At 72.8% G+C, this 15135-nt stretch carries 12 protein-coding genes; 7 read left to right on the plus strand and 5 right to left on the minus strand.

Going from position 1 to position 15135, the window contains the following annotated elements; translation table 11 throughout:
• Position 1: 1 nt before the first annotated feature.
• Positions 2 to 424, minus strand: coding sequence for a hypothetical protein (locus DAI17_RS11840; RefSeq protein ID WP_107773135.1), 423 nt, complete (start codon positions 422 to 424; stop codon positions 2 to 4).
• Positions 425 to 523: 99 nt separating this feature from the next.
• Positions 524 to 1702, minus strand: a complete 1179-nt coding sequence (locus DAI17_RS11845; protein WP_107773349.1) for a pyridoxal phosphate-dependent aminotransferase — start codon at positions 1700 to 1702, stop codon at positions 524 to 526.
• Between the two features lie 93 nt (positions 1703 to 1795).
• Between DAI17_RS11845 and DAI17_RS11850 the strand changes: the two genes are divergently transcribed.
• Entirely contained in the window at positions 1796 to 3313 is a 1518-nt protein-coding gene (locus DAI17_RS11850) for a potassium/proton antiporter (protein WP_107773137.1), read from the plus strand.
• 13 nt (positions 3314 to 3326) lie between these two features.
• Here DAI17_RS11850 and DAI17_RS11855 read toward each other — a convergent pair whose 3' ends face one another.
• Positions 3327 to 3836: a LytR C-terminal domain-containing protein gene (locus DAI17_RS11855; protein ID WP_107773139.1), complete on the minus strand. Its 510-nt coding sequence runs from the start codon at positions 3834 to 3836 to the stop codon at positions 3327 to 3329.
• Positions 3836 to 4132: a type II toxin-antitoxin system VapB family antitoxin gene (locus tag DAI17_RS11860; protein ID WP_107773141.1), complete on the minus strand. Its 297-nt coding sequence runs from the start codon at positions 4130 to 4132 to the stop codon at positions 3836 to 3838. The genes DAI17_RS11855 and DAI17_RS11860 overlap by 1 nt, the downstream gene beginning before the upstream one ends.
• Positions 4133 to 4188: 56 nt before the next feature.
• On the opposite strand from DAI17_RS11860, the gene DAI17_RS11865 reads away from it, so the two are divergent.
• Positions 4189 to 5850 (plus strand): helicase HerA-like domain-containing protein, encoded by a 1662-nt coding sequence (locus DAI17_RS11865; protein ID WP_107773143.1) that lies wholly within the window; start codon positions 4189 to 4191, stop codon positions 5848 to 5850.
• 30 nt (positions 5851 to 5880) lie between these two features.
• On the opposite strand, the gene eccCa is transcribed toward DAI17_RS11865, so the two are convergent.
• Positions 5881 to 9879 (minus strand): type VII secretion protein EccCa, encoded by a 3999-nt coding sequence (gene eccCa / locus DAI17_RS11870; protein ID WP_234412464.1) that lies wholly within the window; start codon positions 9877 to 9879, stop codon positions 5881 to 5883.
• 114 nt (positions 9880 to 9993) lie between these two features.
• Between eccCa and DAI17_RS11875 the strand changes: the two genes are divergently transcribed.
• The 5 genes from DAI17_RS11875 to DAI17_RS11895 all read left to right on the plus strand — a co-directional run bounded on the left by DAI17_RS11875 (position 9994) and on the right by DAI17_RS11895 (position 15132).
• The gene (locus DAI17_RS11875) at positions 9994 to 11361 is read left to right on the plus strand and encodes a hypothetical protein (protein ID WP_107773145.1); all 1368 of its coding nucleotides are present in this window, start codon (positions 9994 to 9996) and stop codon (positions 11359 to 11361) included.
• Between the two features lie 162 nt (positions 11362 to 11523).
• Positions 11524 to 11832, plus strand: a complete 309-nt coding sequence (locus DAI17_RS11880) for a WXG100 family type VII secretion target (protein WP_107773147.1) — start codon at positions 11524 to 11526, stop codon at positions 11830 to 11832.
• A 34-nt stretch (positions 11833 to 11866) separates the two neighbouring features.
• Positions 11867 to 12160 (plus strand): WXG100 family type VII secretion target, encoded by a 294-nt coding sequence (locus DAI17_RS11885; RefSeq protein ID WP_107773149.1) that lies wholly within the window; start codon positions 11867 to 11869, stop codon positions 12158 to 12160.
• Between the two features lie 184 nt (positions 12161 to 12344).
• Entirely contained in the window at positions 12345 to 13727 is a 1383-nt protein-coding gene (gene eccD / locus DAI17_RS11890) for a type VII secretion integral membrane protein EccD (RefSeq protein WP_107773151.1), read from the plus strand.
• A gap of 4 nt (positions 13728 to 13731) precedes the next feature.
• Complete coding sequence (locus tag DAI17_RS11895) at positions 13732 to 15132, plus strand: type VII secretion protein EccB (protein ID WP_107773153.1); 1401 nt, start codon at positions 13732 to 13734, stop codon at positions 15130 to 15132.
• Positions 15133 to 15135: the final 3 nt, after the last annotated feature.

The raw sequence follows: 15135 nt of genomic DNA on the forward strand, positions 1-15135 counted from the left end.
GTCAGAGTCCCGGCAGCTCGGCGGTCAGCCAGTCCTTGTGACCGGCCGGCGGGGGAGTGAAGGCGAGCAGGACCTCGTCCTCGCGGCTCGGCGCACTCGTGGGCCCGGCCTGGGCCGCGCGGGTCCGCGCGTCGGCGGTGAGGGCACCGGCCTTGTGGGAGATCGTCTCGATCGCGTCCTTGAGGGCGTCGACCTCGGTCGCGTGGCGGGCCAGCGAGTCTGCGGCCGTGTCGTGGTGACCGGCGGCGGCGCGCAGGTGCGAGGCCCGCTCCTTGATGCGGCTGCGCATCGAGTCGGCGGCGCGGCCGGACCACGGCACGCTCTCGGCCTGGGCCACCAGGCGGTCCGCCATGGCCCGGATGTCTCCACCCTGCTCCCGCAGCTGGGCGACTCGTTTGCGCGATGCGGCGGTGTCGCCGTACATCGATCACGTCCTCTCGTCAGCCCCCGTGCGCTTGCGCACGGTGCCTCCCGCACCGCGCCTGTGCCGCCTTCCCCGCATCCCGGGTCGTCAAACCTCGGATCAGGGGAGCCAGTCGGCCAGCCGCTCGAGCCCGGTCCGCACGTCGCCCTCCGGGCCGGCGAGGCTGAGGCGCACGTGGCGCTGGCCCGCCACGGTGTCGAAGTCGATCCCCGGCGCCAGCGCCACACCCGTGTCGGCGAGCAGCCGCCGGGTCCAGGCCATCGAGTCGTCGGTGAGGTGGCCGATGTCGGCGTAGGCGTAGAAGGCGCCGTCGGCCGGGGCCAGGCGGTCGATGCCCAGCGCGGCCAGGCCGTCGAGGAGCAGCCGGCGGTTGGCGGCGTACCTCGCGACGTGGCCGTCGAGCTCGGTGTACGACGCGTCGGTGAAAGCAGCGATGCTCGCCCACTGCCCGAGGACGGGCGGGCAGATCGTGAAGTTGCCGGTGAGCACCTCGACGGCCCGGCACAGGCGCTGCGGCACCAGCATCCAGCCGATCCGCCACCCGGTCATGGAGAAGTACTTGGAGAACGAGCTGAAGACGATCGCCTCCCGCGAGGTCTCCCAGGCGGAGCGTGACAGCGACGGCTGCCCGTCGAGCGGCGCGAACTCGATCCCGTGGTAGATCTCGTCGGAGACCAGCTGCACGCCGCGGTCCTCGCACCAGGCGGCGAGCGCGGCGAGCTCGGCCGGCAGCAGCATCGTGCCCGTCGGGTTGGCCGGGCTCGCCACGACCAGGCCCCGGACGTCGCCGAGCTCCTCGAGCTGCTCGACGGTCGGCTGGAACCGGTTGCCCGGCCCGGTCTCGACCTCGACCACCTCGCAGCCCAGCGCGGTCAGCACGTTGCGGTAGCAGGGGTAGCCGGGGCGGGCCATCGCCACCCGGTCGCCGGGCTCGAAGGCCGCGAGGAAGGCGAGCAGGAAGCCGCCGCTGGAGCCGGTGGTCACCACGACGTCGTCGGGCGTGACGTCGATGCCGTGCGTACGGCGGTGGTGCCCGGCGATGGCCTCGCGCAGCTCGGGCACGCCCGCGGCGACGGTGTAGCCGAGCGGGTCCCCGCTGCCGAGCAGCCTGATGGCCTCGTCGACGACCGGGCGGGGAGCGCCGGTCGAGGGCTGGCCGGCGACCATGTTGACCAGGTCGCCGTGGGTGCGCTGCCGGTCGGCGGCCGCGGCCAGCAGGTCCATCACGTGGAAGGGCGGCACGTTCGCCCGCTGCGCCACCGCGAACCGATCGCTCATGCCGGTGATCGTGTCACGGCGCGCGTGCGCGTCGGGACCGTCGTCCGCTCGCCGATAGGATCGGGGCTCGACGATGCCGGGGAGCGAGGTGGCGTGACTTTCGATGTGCACCAGCTCGACTCGTTCCTGCTGGTGGGCTCCGTCGTCACGCTGGCCGCGATCCTCGCCGCCCGTGCCTCGGCGCGCGCCGGTCTGCCCAGCCTGCTCGTCTACCTGCTCATGGGCGTGGTGCTCGGCGAGGCTGGCCTCGGGATCCAGTTCGAGGACGCCCAGATGGCCCACGCGATCGGCTTCGGCGCGCTGGCGCTGATCCTGGCCGAGGGTGGCCTGACGACCAGCTGGAGCGAGGTGCGTCCCTCGGTCCCGCTCGGGGTGTCGCTGGCGACCGTGGGGGTCGCCGTCTCGGTCGCGGTGGTCGCGGTCGGCGCCCACTACCTCCTGGGGTTGCCCTGGGAGCTCGCGATCCTGCTCGGCGCGGTGTGCTCACCCACCGATGCCGCGGCGGTCTTCTCGGTGCTGCGCGTCGTACCCCTCCCCAAGCGCCTGACCGGCGTGCTCGAGGCGGAGTCGGGGCTCAACGACGCCCCCACCGTCGTCCTCGTCGGCGTGATCTCCACCGGGGCCGCCGCCAGCGGGGGGCTCCTCGGCGTCGCCGGCACGATCGTCTTCGAGCTCTCCGTCGGCGTCGTGGTCGGACTCGTCGCAGGCATCGCCGGCGGCTGGGTGATGCGCCGCGCGGCCCTGCCCTCCTCGGGCCTCTACCCGCTCGCCGTGCTGTGCCTGGCCCTGGTCGCGTACGGCGCCGCGGCGAGCGCGCACGCGTCGGGGTTCGCCGCGATCTACGTCGCCGCGCTGATCCTCGGCAACTCCGAGCTGCCCCACCGCGCCGCCACCCGGTCCTTCGCCGAGGGCGTCGCCTGGCTGGCCCAGATCGGCCTCTTCGTCATGCTCGGCCTGCTGCTCTCGCCCGACCGCCTCGACCTGGAGATCGTCGGGCTGGCGCTGGCGACCGGCCTCATCCTCACCGTGGTCGCCCGTCCGCTCTCGGTGCTGGTCAGCTCGGTCGTGCGTCCCATGCCGCTGCGCGAGCTGGGGTTCATCTCGTGGGCCGGCCTGCGGGGTGCGGTCCCGATCGTGCTGACCACGATCCCGCTGGCCGAGGGCGTGCGCGACGCCGACCGGCTCTTCGCCATCGTCTTCGTGATGGTGGTCGTCTACACGCTGCTGACCGGACCGACCCTCCCGCTGGCCGCCAGGATCCTGCGGGTCGCGCGGCGCTCCGAGCCCCGGGGCCTCGACGTCGAGGCGGCGCCCCTCGAGCGCGTCGACGCCGACCTGCTGCAGGTGTCGATCAGTCCCGTCTCGCGGATGCACGGCGTCGAGGTGGGCGAGCTCCGGCTGCCGCAGGGGGCGTCGGTGTCCCTGGTCGTCCGTCAGGGCGAGGTGCTGGTCCCCGAGCGCCGCACCGTGCTGCGCCACGGCGACGACCTGGTCGTGGTGACGCCGCGCAAGGCGCGCCTCGCCACCGAGGAACGGCTCCGTCAGGTCTCCGAGGGCGGGCGGCTGGCCCAGTGGGCCCGCGACCGCCGGCCGGGGACCGAGAACGCCTGAACGACGTACGGGGTCAGGAGCCCGGCGGACTGCAGAACGTCGCGTCGGCGCGGGCGGTGACCTTCTCGATCTCCTTCTCACGCAGCGAGGAGTAGGACTGCCCCAGCACGACGACCACGCCGCGACCCAGGGACTCGCCCTCGGGGCCGGGGACGACGGCCGCCTTGCGGAACTGGCGCTTGACGAGGCGCACCGCCGGGTTCCTCGGCTCGTCGGACCAGATCTGCACGCCGCGGATCCGCCGCGGTGCGTTGCCGGTGTCGGCGCCCACGAAGCCGCGCTCCTCGAGCTGCTCCATGGTCGCCCCCGCGAGCCCGGAGCGGGTGCTGCCGTTGAAGACGCTGACCGCCACCTGGTCCCGGAAGACGTCGGTGCCGGCGGCGACGGTGGTGTCGGTGCACAGCGGCGGCGGGGCGTTGTCGGGCAGCGGCTCGGTCAGGGCCTGCCAGCCCCAGGCGCCGGCGCCGACCAGCACCAGGCACAGCACGCCCAGCGTGAGGGCCGACTTGACGCCGTCCCGCATCAGTCGGCCATCTCGTGGACCCGGGCGTGCAGGACGTTGCGCTGGTGCAGCGCGGCGCGCAGGGCGCGGTGCAGACCGTCCTCGAGGTAGAGGTCGCCCTTCCACGACACCACGTGCGCGAACAGGTCGCCGTAGAACGTGGAGTCCTCGTCGAGCAGCGTCGCGAGCTGGAGGGTGTCCTTGGTCGTCACGAGCTGGTCGAGGCGGACCTGCCGCGGCGGGATGGACGCCCAGTCGCGGGAGGTGAGCTCGTGAGCCGGGTAGGGGCGTCCCTGGCCCACGCGCTTGAAGATCACGCGGCGACTATAACGACGCGCTCCTCGGCGACGACGCGGCTGGTTAGGCTCGCGGCATGACCGAGCAGCCCGACGAGGCGACCGCGACCACGCCCGACGCCGCCCCCGGGCCGGACGGGGCGGCGCCCGCAGCGCCGGTCACCGAGGCCGCCCCCGAGCACCCGATCGCCGCCGCGGTGGCGCCCGGCTACGCGTTCGAGGGGACCGCGCTCGAGCTCGGCGGCCTGATGCTCGACGCGACCGAGCTGTCCGACGTACGCATCCGCATCCCCCTCGCCATGCTCAACCGCCACGGCCTCGTCGCGGGGGCGACCGGCACCGGCAAGACGAAGACCCTGCAGCTGCTCGCCGAGCAGCTGTCCGCCCACGGCGTCCCCGTGTTCGCCGCCGACATCAAGGGCGACCTGTCGGGCATCAGCGTGCCGGGCGAGGCGAGCGACAAGCTCACCGCCCGCACCGAGGGCGTCGGCCAGGAGTGGACGGCCACCGGCTTCCCGACGGAGTTCTACGCGATCGGAGGCCAGGGCATCGGCGTCCCGGTCCGTGTCACGATGAGCGCGTTCGGTCCCACCCTGCTGGCCAAGGTGCTCGGCCTCAACGACACCCAGGAGTCCTCGCTCGGGCTCGTCTTCTACTACTGCGACAAGAACGGCCTGCCGCTCCTCGACCTCGCCGACCTGCGCGCGGTGCTGCAGTACCTCACCGGCGACGCGCAGGGGAAGGCCGAGCTCAAGTCGATCGGCGGGCTGTCCGGCCAGACGGTCGGGGTGATCCTGCGTGAGCTGGTGGCCTTCGAGGCGCAGGGGGCCGACGTGTTCTTCGGGGAGCCCGAGTTCGAGACCAAGGACTTCCTGCGCGTCGCCGAGGACGGTCGCGGCATCGTCAGCCTGCTCGAGCTGCCCAACCTCCAGGACCGGCCGGCGCTGTTCTCCACCTTCCTGATGTGGATGCTGGCCGACCTGTTCCACGACCTCCCCGAGGAGGGCGACCTCGACAAGCCCAAGCTGGTCTTCTTCTTCGACGAGGCGCACCTGCTCTTCAACGACGCCTCCGACGCCTTCCTGGACCAGATCGCCCAGACGGTGCGCCTGATCCGGTCCAAGGGGGTGGGCGTCTTCTTCGTGACCCAGAGCCCGACCGACGTGCCCGACGAGGTGCTCGGCCAGCTCGGCTCCCGCATCCAGCACCAGTTGCGCGCGCACACCCCCAACGACGCCAAGGCGCTGAAGGCCACCGTCAACACCTACCCGAGGTCGGCGTACGACGACCTCGGCGAGGTGATCACCAGCCTCGGCATCGGCGAGGCCGTGGTGACGGTGATGGACGAGCGCGGCGCGCCCACCCCGGTCGCGTGGACGCGGCTCCGTGCTCCCGAGTCGCTGATGGACCCCGCCCCGACCGACGAGATGGAGGCCGCCGTCAAGGCGTCGCCGCTCTGGGCCGGGTACGCCGAGCCCGTCGACCGCGAGTCTGCGCGGGAGAGGCTCGCCGCCCGGCTCGAGGAGGGCGCGCGCAAGGCGGCGGAGGACGCCCGCGCCGAGGAGGAGGCCCGTGAGGCGCGAGCCGAGCGCAGCCGGAAGCCCGCGCCGGCCCCGAAGGTCCCGAAGGAGGAGGACGGCGTCATCGAGACGGTGGTGAAGTCACCGGTCTTCAAGGACTTCATGCGCACCGCCGCCCGCGAGATCGCGCGGGGGATGTTCAAGTCCGGTCGCCGCTGAGGCTCCTGCGCGTCCGCCCGGGCGGCGCGATCACATCGTCGGCTCGGTCCAGGCGAGCTGGGTGACCTCGGTACCGCCGTCCCGCGTGACGACCCGCGCCCGACCGGGGGGCGCCGGCTGGGGACGGAGGTTGCCGATGAGCACACCCTCGTCCCGGGGGCCAGAGAGCAGCACGCCGGGCATCGCGAGGTCGCGCATCGACTGGATCACCGGGTCGTAGAGCGCACGCGAGGCGCCACCGACGCGGCGGGCGACCACCACGTGCAGACCGGTGTCCCGCGCCTGCGCCATGAGCGGCTGGAGCGCCTGCACCGGTGAGGACTGCTGGGTGGCGACCAGGTCGTAGTCGTCGACCACCACGAACACCTCCGCGCCGGTCCACCAGGACCGGTTGCGCAGCTGGTCGGGGGTGACGTCCGGGCCCGGGATGCGGCTCTCGAGGTAGCTCGCGATGTCCTTGAGGGTCGGCGTGGCCTGGGTGGCCGAGGTGAGGTAGTTGAGGAGGTACTCGTCGGGCACCTCGCCCAGCAGGGAGCGCCGGTAGTCGACGACGACGATCTGCGCCTCCTTGGGGGTCCGCGTGCGCATGACCTCCTGGAGGTAGTTGCGCAGCAGGGCGCTCTTGCCCGACTGGCCGTCACCGAAGACGAGCATGTGCGGCTCGGCGGACGGGTCGATGCCGACCGGCGCGAGCTCGCGCTCGTTGATGCCGATGAGGAGCTTCTTGGCGGGCAGCTGGCGGCGCTGCGCGTCCTCGCGGATCCGGTCGAGCGTGACCATCTCCGGCAGCAGCCGCAGCTTGGGGCCGGGGTGGCCCTTCCACGCGACCGACGCCCGCTCGATCAGGTCCTCGACCCCGTCGCCGAGGGTGCCGGCGTCGGCGTCCCCGTCGACGCGGGGCAGCGCGGCCAGGAAGTGCAGCTTCCCGGGCGTCAGGCCACGGCCGGGACGGCCCGTCGGGACCAGCGCGGCGACCTTGCGGTCGACCTCGGAGTCGAGGGGGTCGCCGAGCCGCAGCTCGAGCTTGGAGCCGAAGACGTCGCGCATCGCGGCCCGGAAGTCTGCCCAGCGGCCCGACGCGGCGATGATGTGGATGCCGAACGTGAGGCCACGGCCGGCGAGCTGCTGGAGCTCCATCTCGATGTCGTCGAACTCCGCGCGCAGCGTGCTCCACCCGTCGACGACGAGGAAGACGTCGCCCCACCCGTCGTCCGCGCGACCCTGGGCGCGACGGCTGCGGTAGGTCTCGATCGAGTCGATGCCGTTCTCGCGGAAGTAGGCCTCGCGGCGGTCCACCACGCCCTGCACCTCGGCGACGACGCGGCGTACGACGTCGGGCTCGGACCGGGTCGCCACGCCCGCGACGTGCGGGAAGCGGGCCAGCGGGGCGAAGGTGCCGCCGCCGAAGTCGAGCACGAAGAACTGCGACTCCAGAGGCGTGGACACCAGGCTCATGCCGGTCACGATCGTGCGCAGCAGCGTGCTCTTGCCCGACCGGGGGCCGCCGATCACGGCGACGTGGCCGCTGGCGCCGGTGAGGTTGAGCGTCATCGTGTCGCGGCGCTGCTCGCGCGGCCGGTCGACGGTGCCGAGCGGCACCACGAGACCCGGCACGTTGCGCCAGCGCGGCGAGACGAGGCCGAGGTCGGGGTCCTCGACGAGGTCGGGCATGAGGTCGTCGAGGGTGTCGGGCACGTCGAGCGGCGGCAGCCAGACCTGGTGGGCCGGCATGCCCTGGCCGATCATCCGCTGGACCGCGATGTCGAGCAGCGAGGGCTGCTCGCCCTGCTGCAGGCTCACGACGGGAGCCTCCTCGACGTCGGTCTCGAGCGGCTCCAGCGCCTGCACCTCCGAGATCGTGTACGGCAGGATGCCGCGCACGTGGCCGCCCTCGTCGCGGCGTACGCGGGACCGTCCCGACGGTGGTCCGGAGACGTACGCCGCCTTGAACCGCAGCAGCGTCGACTGGTCGGGCTTGAGGTAGCCCAGGCCCGGCACGGCCGGGAGCTCGTAGGCGTCGGGGACGCCGAGCACGGCCCGGGACTCGCCGGCCGAGAAGGTGCGCAGGCCGACGCGGTAGGACAGGTGGGACTCCAGCCCCCGCAGGCGGCCCTCCTCGAGGCGCTGCGAGGCGAGCAGGAGGTGCAGGCCCAGCGAGCGGCCGAGGCGTCCGATGGCGACGAAGAGGTCGATGAACTCGGGCTTGGCCGAGAGCATCTCGGAGAACTCGTCGACCACGATGAACAGCGACGGCATGGGGGCGAGGTCCTCGCCGTTGGCGCGGGCCTTCTCGTAGTCGCGGATCGACGCGTAGTTGCCCGCGTCGCGGAGCAGCTCCTGGCGGCGGGTCATCTCGCCGGACAGGGCGTCCTGCATGCGGTCGACGAGGGTCAGCTCGTTGGCCAGGTTGGTGATGACGGCCGAGACGTGCGGCATGTCGGCCATGCCGGCGAAGGTCGCACCACCCTTGAAGTCGACGAGCACGAGGTTGAGCTGCTCGGACGAGTGGGTCATCGTCAGCCCGAGCACCAGGGTGCGCAGGAACTCCGACTTGCCCGAGCCGGTGGCGCCGATGACCAGGCCGTGCGGGCCCATGCCCTGCTGGGCGGACTCCTTGATGTCGAGGTGCACCAGGCCGCCGCTGTCGCCGATGCCGATCGGCACCCGGAGCCGGTCGCGGGCCGGCCGGGGACGCCAGGCCGTGGCCGTGTCGTAGGTGTGGATGTCGCCGAGGCCGAGCAGCTCCATGTGGTCGGGGGTCGTCGAGGTGATGTCGACGGCCGCACCGCTGGACGCGTCGGCGCTGATGGTCTTGAGCGGGGCCAGGCGGCGGGCGAAGGCCTCTGCCGTGGCGATGTCGCACTGGTCGATCAGCGCCTTGACCGGCTCCTCGCGGACCCGGATCGCCAGGATCGGCATCTTGCCCAGCTGGGGGCGCCCCTCCGCGAGCTGGAGGCGCAGGCGGGTCGAGTCCTCCAGCTCGTCCCACCGGGACGGCAGGTCGAGCAGCGTCACGCCGTGCAGCCCGTCCGGGGGCACGACGTGGTTGCCGGGCGGCAGGTGCCCGCCGTCGATGACGAGCAGGATGTGGGGCGTCGGCGGACGCTCGTCGGCGCCGAACCGGGGCCGGTCGCCCAGGTCGGGCGGCAGCAGGTTGCCCAGGTCGTCGATCGAGGTCGTCACCAGCCGCATCGGGCCGACGGCGTCGACCTCGCGAGCGCTCTGGGCGTGGGGCAGCCACTTGATCCAGTCCCAGTGCGTGAGGTTCTGCTCCGAGCTCAGGACCGCGACGACCAGCTGGTCGGGGTTGTGGAAGGCGGTGGCCGACAGGATCATCGCCCGGGCCGCCGAGCGAGCCTCGTCCTCGGGGCCGCAGACCTCCACGCGGTCGAACGCGCGCAGGTCGATGGACGCCGGCAGGTTGGGCTGCACCCGGTGCACCACCAGCAGGCGGTGCAGCGCCGAGGCGGCGGCCGGGTCGACCTGGTCGACCGGGGCGCTCTCCGGCGGGACCAGCTCGGTGGAGAGCGGCTGGGAGCACAGTCCGTAGCGCACGTGCATGAAGTTGCCGTCACCCGGCCCGTGCTCCCACAGCCGCGTCCGCTCCTCCGCGAGCGCCGGCAGGGCCGACGGCTCGGGGTGGTGCCAGTTGAGCGCGCGACGCTGCTGCTCGGCGGCGTTGCGGGCCACCTTGCGGATGTTGGCGAGGTAGCGGAGGTACTCGGTGCGCGAGCCGGTGACCTGCTGCGCGCGCTGCTTACGCTGCCGGTCGATCTGCACGATGATGAAGCCGAGGGTGGCGAAGAGGAACATGCCGGCGGCCAGGAAGCTGCGCGTCTTGTTGGCGCCGCCGCCCATGGTGGCCACGAGCACGATGGAGCCCAGGCTGCCGAGCATCGGGATGGCGTTCATCAGGACGCCGCTGGCGCCCTCGTTCTCCTGGATCTCCGGCGGCGGCTGGAGGACGATCTGCCCTCCGGGCATCTCCGGCTCGTCGAGCCGGTGCCCCCCACGCAGCGTCGTGCTCACTCGTTCCCCCTAGCCACACCCGGATGGTCGCGTTGATGATAGGTGGGGCGCACACCAGCGACTAGCCTGCACGTCGCCGGTGGGTCCGGCGTCGATGAGATCCTGGGGGAAGTCGTGTCCGACGTGCAGCCGAACGCCGCGCTCGCCTCGACCATCGCGGTCAGCGTGCACGGTCCGGCCGGGGTGCTCGACCTGGTCGTGCCCGAGGGCGCCACGTCGGTGGACGTTGCCCGGGAGTACGCCGCCCAGACGGGGCAGGCGGGCATCCCGCTGCTCCAGACCTCCCTGGGCGAGCTCCTGACGGCCGACCGCACGCTGGCCAGTGCCGGTGTGGAGTCCGGCTCGGTGCTGGTCGCCACCGGCGGCGTGCACCGCACCCGCGCCGGCGGTGGCGGGGAGGACGCGTTGGCGTCGCAGCCCGACAACCCCGGGGTGGCGGCCCTGGCGATGGGGCTGGCGGCCGGTGCCGCGGCCCTCGCCGCGTGGTACGCCGCCCGCGCCGCGGACGATGGGTCGCGGACCCTCACCGTCGGCCTCCTCATGCTGTGCGCCCTGGCCGCGACCCTGCCGCTGGGCCGGCACGCCACCCAGCGCGCGGCCGCCGCCCCCGCATTCGGCGCCGCGGCGGCCTTCGCCGCCGTCCACGAGCCGGGCGTCCACCTCCTGCCCGCCGTCGTGGCCGTCAGCGCCGTCTCCGCGGGCGTGATCGCCGCCGTGGCCCGCGCGATGCGGTCCGACCGCGACGAGGCCCTGGTCGTGTGGATCGTGTCGGGCCTGGTCGTCTTCCTCGTGTGCGGCACCACCCTGCTGCTGGAGTGGGACGGTCGGGTCGCCTGGGCCGTGCTGCTGCTCCTCGCGATGCTGGCCACACGCTTCGTGCCGACCCTGGCGATCGACGTGCCCGACGAGACCCTGATCGACCTGGACCGGCTGGCCGTGACCGCCTGGTCGGCCCGCGACAGGGGCCGCGCCGGCCGTGGCCGCATCGTGGTCTCCGCCGCGGCGATGCGCGAGCTCGTCGCCGGCGCCACCCGCACGGTCACCGCCGCGTGCGCGGCGATCCTGGTCGTGGTGGCGGTGGCCACCCCCCTGCTGCTCGCGACGGCGACGATCGACCTGGACCGCATCGGCGCCCGGACCCTCGCCTTCTTCGCCGGTGCCAGCATCCTGCTCGCGGCCCGCTCCTACCGGCACACGGCCGCCCGACGCCTCCTCCGCGCGGCCGGGCTCTCGTGCTGGCTGTGGCTCGTCGGCTTCGCGCTGGGCGACCTGTCGTCGACGACCGTGACGGCCGGGCTCGTCGCGGTCCTGCTGCTCGGCGCCGTCTCCCTCGCTGCCGCCGTCGCCACCGGGCGGGGGTGGCGCTCGGTGTGGTGGTCACGCCGGGCCGAGCTCGCGGAGGGGCTGTGCGGCTCCTTCGCCCTCGCCGCGACGGTCGTCGCGTCCGGCTTCTTCCGCAGCCTGTGGGAAATCACGTCCTGATGTTTAGGCCCGGAACGCCCGGGTACATCGATGTCGGCGCGGGGGGCCGGGACGTCTCCCCGATCCAGCCACAGGATCCACAACAACATCACGGTGCCATCCACACCGGGCACCACCAACCAGTGAACTCGGGGGTCAAGCCGCCGAGGGGGAAGGATTGACATGACCAACCTCAGCCAGACAGAGAAGGCGCTCTCCCAGGCGGCGGAGTACGTCAACACCGCTCGCGGCGACGTCAAGGGCAAGTGCAACATCCTCGGCGACCGGGTCGCCGAGATGATGGGCGGCTGGGGTGGCCAGGGCGCCTCGGCGTTCCAGAACCTCATGCTCGCGTGGCAGGAGAAGCAGGAGACGATCCTCAAGGCCCTCGACCAGCTCTCCATGTCGATGCAGGAGACGGAGAAGGACAACATGAAGACCGACGAGTCGCAGTCGCAGACCCACATGAACCTCCAGAACCGCCTCGGCTGACCACACCCTTCACAGACCTCAGGAGAGAACTGCAATGACCGGTTTCGACGGAATCAATGTTCAGCACGGCAAGCTCGACGCTGGCTCCCAGGACGTCATGACGGCGGCCAAGGACATCCAGAGCCGGCTCGACCAGCTCGAGGGCGACCTCAAGCCGCTCGCCTCGGACTGGACCGGTGCCGCCAAGCAGGCCTACAGCGAGGCCAAGGCCAAGTGGGACCAGGCGATCGCCGACATGATCGTCCTGCTCCAGCAGGCCAGCGCCAACGTGTCGACCTCCAACGAGGAGTACAAGGCCGCTGACGCGCGAGGCGCCAACCGCTTCTGATCGCCCACGATCCACCTGCACCGAGGCCGGTCGCCCTTCCGGGGCGACCGGCCTCGGTCGGCTTCGTACGGAGATCCGGCTATGTAGGCTGCTCCCCGACCGGGGAGCTCACGACTCGGAAGTGACGCATGACGACCCACCCACCGGGCGGGTCCGCATGCACGGACCACGGGGGTAGGACGGCATGAGTCAGGCGGCATCTGTCGCATCGGGACTGGTCCGCGTGACGGTGGCCTCGGGGTCACGACGGGTCGACCTCGTCCTCCCCGGCGCCGTGCCGGTGGCCGAGCTGGTCCCCGAGCTCGCGCGCAGCGTCGGCATCCTGGACGCCTCCACCGTCTACGGCGGCTACCGGCTCATCACCCAGGACGGGCGCCAGCTCGCCGGGGACGCCGGCCTCACCATCCAGGGCGTCGAGGACGGCGGCCTGCTGACGGTCACCGCCGGAATCGACGACGAGGCTCCTCGCGTCTACGACGACATCGTCGAGGCGATGGCCGACGTGGTCGAGCAGGAGCTCCACCCCTGGGAGCCCGCCGCGGGGCGTCGTACCGCACTCAGCGCCGGCGCCCTGCTCCTCGGTCTCGGTGCCTTCGCGCTCCTCCTCCAGGGCGAGAGCCTGCTGGGCGGTCTCGCCGCCGGGGTCCTCGCCGGACTCCTGGTGGTGGGCGGGATCGTGCTGGCCCACAGCCAGCAGGAGCCCGAGGCGGGGGTGGCCGTCTCCCTCATCGCCGTCCTGTACGCCGCGGTGGCCGGCCTCCTGCTCGCCCCCGGCGAGCTGACCGGCTGGACCTGGCCGTTGCCCGCGGAGTTCTTCGAGCTCCCGCTCGCGTGCGCCGGCGGGGCGATGCTGGTGACCGGCGTCGTCGCCGTCGTCGGCCTCCGCGAGGGCCGTGCCCTGGTGATCCCGGGCGTGGTCGTCGGCGCCATCCTCGGCGTGAGCGGGCTGCTCCTCGAGGTGACCGACTGGGAGGCGAGCGTCCTCTTCACCGTGGTGATGACGCTGGTGGTCCTGGCCGGGAGCATCTTCCCCTGGCTCGCGCTGGGCGTCACCGGCACCAAGGTCGACCAGATCTACTCCCTGCACGACATCACCGCCGACCCCGACGAGATCGACCCGACGCAGGTGGGCGCGGACGCCCGCGTGGCGCACGAGATCCTGCTGGCCGTCTCCGCGACCGTGGGCACGCTGCTGGTGCTCTTCGCCCCGCTGGCCGTGGGCCGCGGCGTCTTCGGGACGATCCTGGCCGCGGTGTGCTGCCTGGCCGTGATGTTCCGGACCCGCCAGTACCGCGCCGGCTCGGAGGTGCTGACCGGGTTGGTCTCCGGCATCGCCGGCTTCGTCTCCATCGCCCTGGCGATGGTCCTCATCCACGACACCTGGCGGGCCGAGGCGGCCATCGCCCTCGCCGTCGTGGGCGCCGTCCTGCTGGTCACCACGCTCGTCCCCTCGTCGGGCTCGGTCCGCCGGGGCCGCATCGGCGACGTCGTCGAGACCGCGACGCTGATCTCCCTCCTGCCGCTGATGGTGGTGGCCGCCGGCTTCTTCGACATGGTCAAGGGCTGATCGGGTGGCCACCAAGAAGGACCTCGTCGAGGCGCACGCCTTCAGCAAGCGTCGGCTCGTCACGGCCTTCGTCAGCGGTGCCCCGGGGGGCCGCGAGGTCGAGCCCGTGCGTCCCGGCCGCGTCCTGATCGGCGGCATAGCGCTGTCGGTGCTGCTGCTGGCCGGCGCCGCGATCGCGGGCTTCCTCATCGGCCGCCCCAACTCGGCGTGGCTCGAGGAGGGCAGCTTCGTGATCTCCAAGGAGACCGGAGAGCGGTACGTCGTGCTGCGCGGAGGCGACGACCCGCTGCTCCAGCGGGTCCCCAACTACCTCTCCGCCCAGCTGCTCCTCGGAGAGTCCGAGCTGAACGCCAACCGCGTGGCCGACCACTACATCCGCGAGGTCGCCCTCGGCCCCGACCTCGGCATCGACGGTGCACCGACCCTGCCCGCGGCGGGCGACCTCATCGACGACGGCTGGACCGCCTGCACCGCCGCCGACACCGGCATCAAGCTCACGTTGACCGACGAGCCCGACATCGCCGAGCTGCGCCAGTCGGCGTTCCTGGTCACCAGTGGCGGCTCTGCCTGGCTGATCGCCCCGAGCCCCACCGGCAGCGGTCACCGCCTCGAGCTGCCGTCGGACGCGACCACCGCCGACGTGATCGCCAGCCGCCTGGGCTTCGGGGCCACCTCGACCGCACCGCGGGTCCCCGAGGAGTGGCTCAACCTCTTCCCGGTCGCCCCGCCCCTGAGCGCCGACTCGTTCGGCCTCACCGACGAGGGTCAGCCGGCCGACTATCCCGGAGCCGAGACCGACCTCTCGCGCTTCCGCATCGGCGACCTGGTCAGCACGCCGAGTCGCGACTACCTGCTCGGCCCCGACGGACCCGTCCCGCTGAGCGAGTTCGCGGCGCTGGTCTACGACTCCGTCGGCGGGGCCGCCCAGGAGCTCGACGAGGACCTGCGCGCCGAGCTGGCCGCCACCTCCTACCCGTCCGAGTGGCCCTCGGACAACCCGGCCTCCGACCAGAGCGTCGACATGTGCGCCGTCTTGCACCCGGGGGAGGAGGGCCAGGCCGCGGAGGTCCGGCTCGCCGGCACCCCGCGCGGCGAGGTGGCGGCCACCGGCATCGGTCGCAACAGCCACGAGGTCGACGTCGCCCCGTCGGGCGGTGCCTACGTCCGGTCCGGCGCCGACGAGGCCGCCACCGACGGGACGCCGTACGTCATCGACACCAAGGCGCAGAAGTACGCGCTGATCGGTCCCGACGTCGCGCCCTCCATCGGCTACGGGGACAGCGCTGCCCCGGTGGTGCCCAACACGTGGCTGGAGTTCTTCACCGAGGGTGTGCCCCTGTCGGTCAACGCCGCCCGGCGTGTCCCCGAGGACGCCCCGGCGAGCGCGGGCGCCGACGCCTCATGAGCG

The sequence above is a fragment of the Nocardioides sediminis genome (genome assembly GCF_003047295.1).
GTDB lineage: Bacteria > Actinomycetota > Actinomycetes > Propionibacteriales > Nocardioidaceae > Nocardioides > Nocardioides sediminis.

What these genes read in the sequence shown, in the direction of transcription:
- DAI17_RS11840 (WP_107773135.1), bottom strand. Translation starts at nt 424, where the DNA reads ATGTACGGCGACACCGCCGCATCGCGCAAACGAGTCGCCCAGCTGCGG.
- DAI17_RS11845 (WP_107773349.1), bottom strand. Translation starts at nt 1,702, where the DNA reads ATGAGCGATCGGTTCGCGGTGGCGCAGCGGGCGAACGTGCCGCCCTTC.
- DAI17_RS11855 (WP_107773139.1), bottom strand. Translation starts at nt 3,836, where the DNA reads ATGCGGGACGGCGTCAAGTCGGCCCTCACGCTGGGCGTGCTGTGCCTG.
- DAI17_RS11865 (WP_107773143.1), top strand. Translation starts at nt 4,189, where the DNA reads ATGACCGAGCAGCCCGACGAGGCGACCGCGACCACGCCCGACGCCGCC.
- DAI17_RS11880 (WP_107773147.1), top strand. Translation starts at nt 11,524, where the DNA reads ATGACCAACCTCAGCCAGACAGAGAAGGCGCTCTCCCAGGCGGCGGAG.
- DAI17_RS11885 (WP_107773149.1), top strand. Translation starts at nt 11,867, where the DNA reads ATGACCGGTTTCGACGGAATCAATGTTCAGCACGGCAAGCTCGACGCT.
- eccD (WP_107773151.1), top strand. Translation starts at nt 12,345, where the DNA reads ATGAGTCAGGCGGCATCTGTCGCATCGGGACTGGTCCGCGTGACGGTG.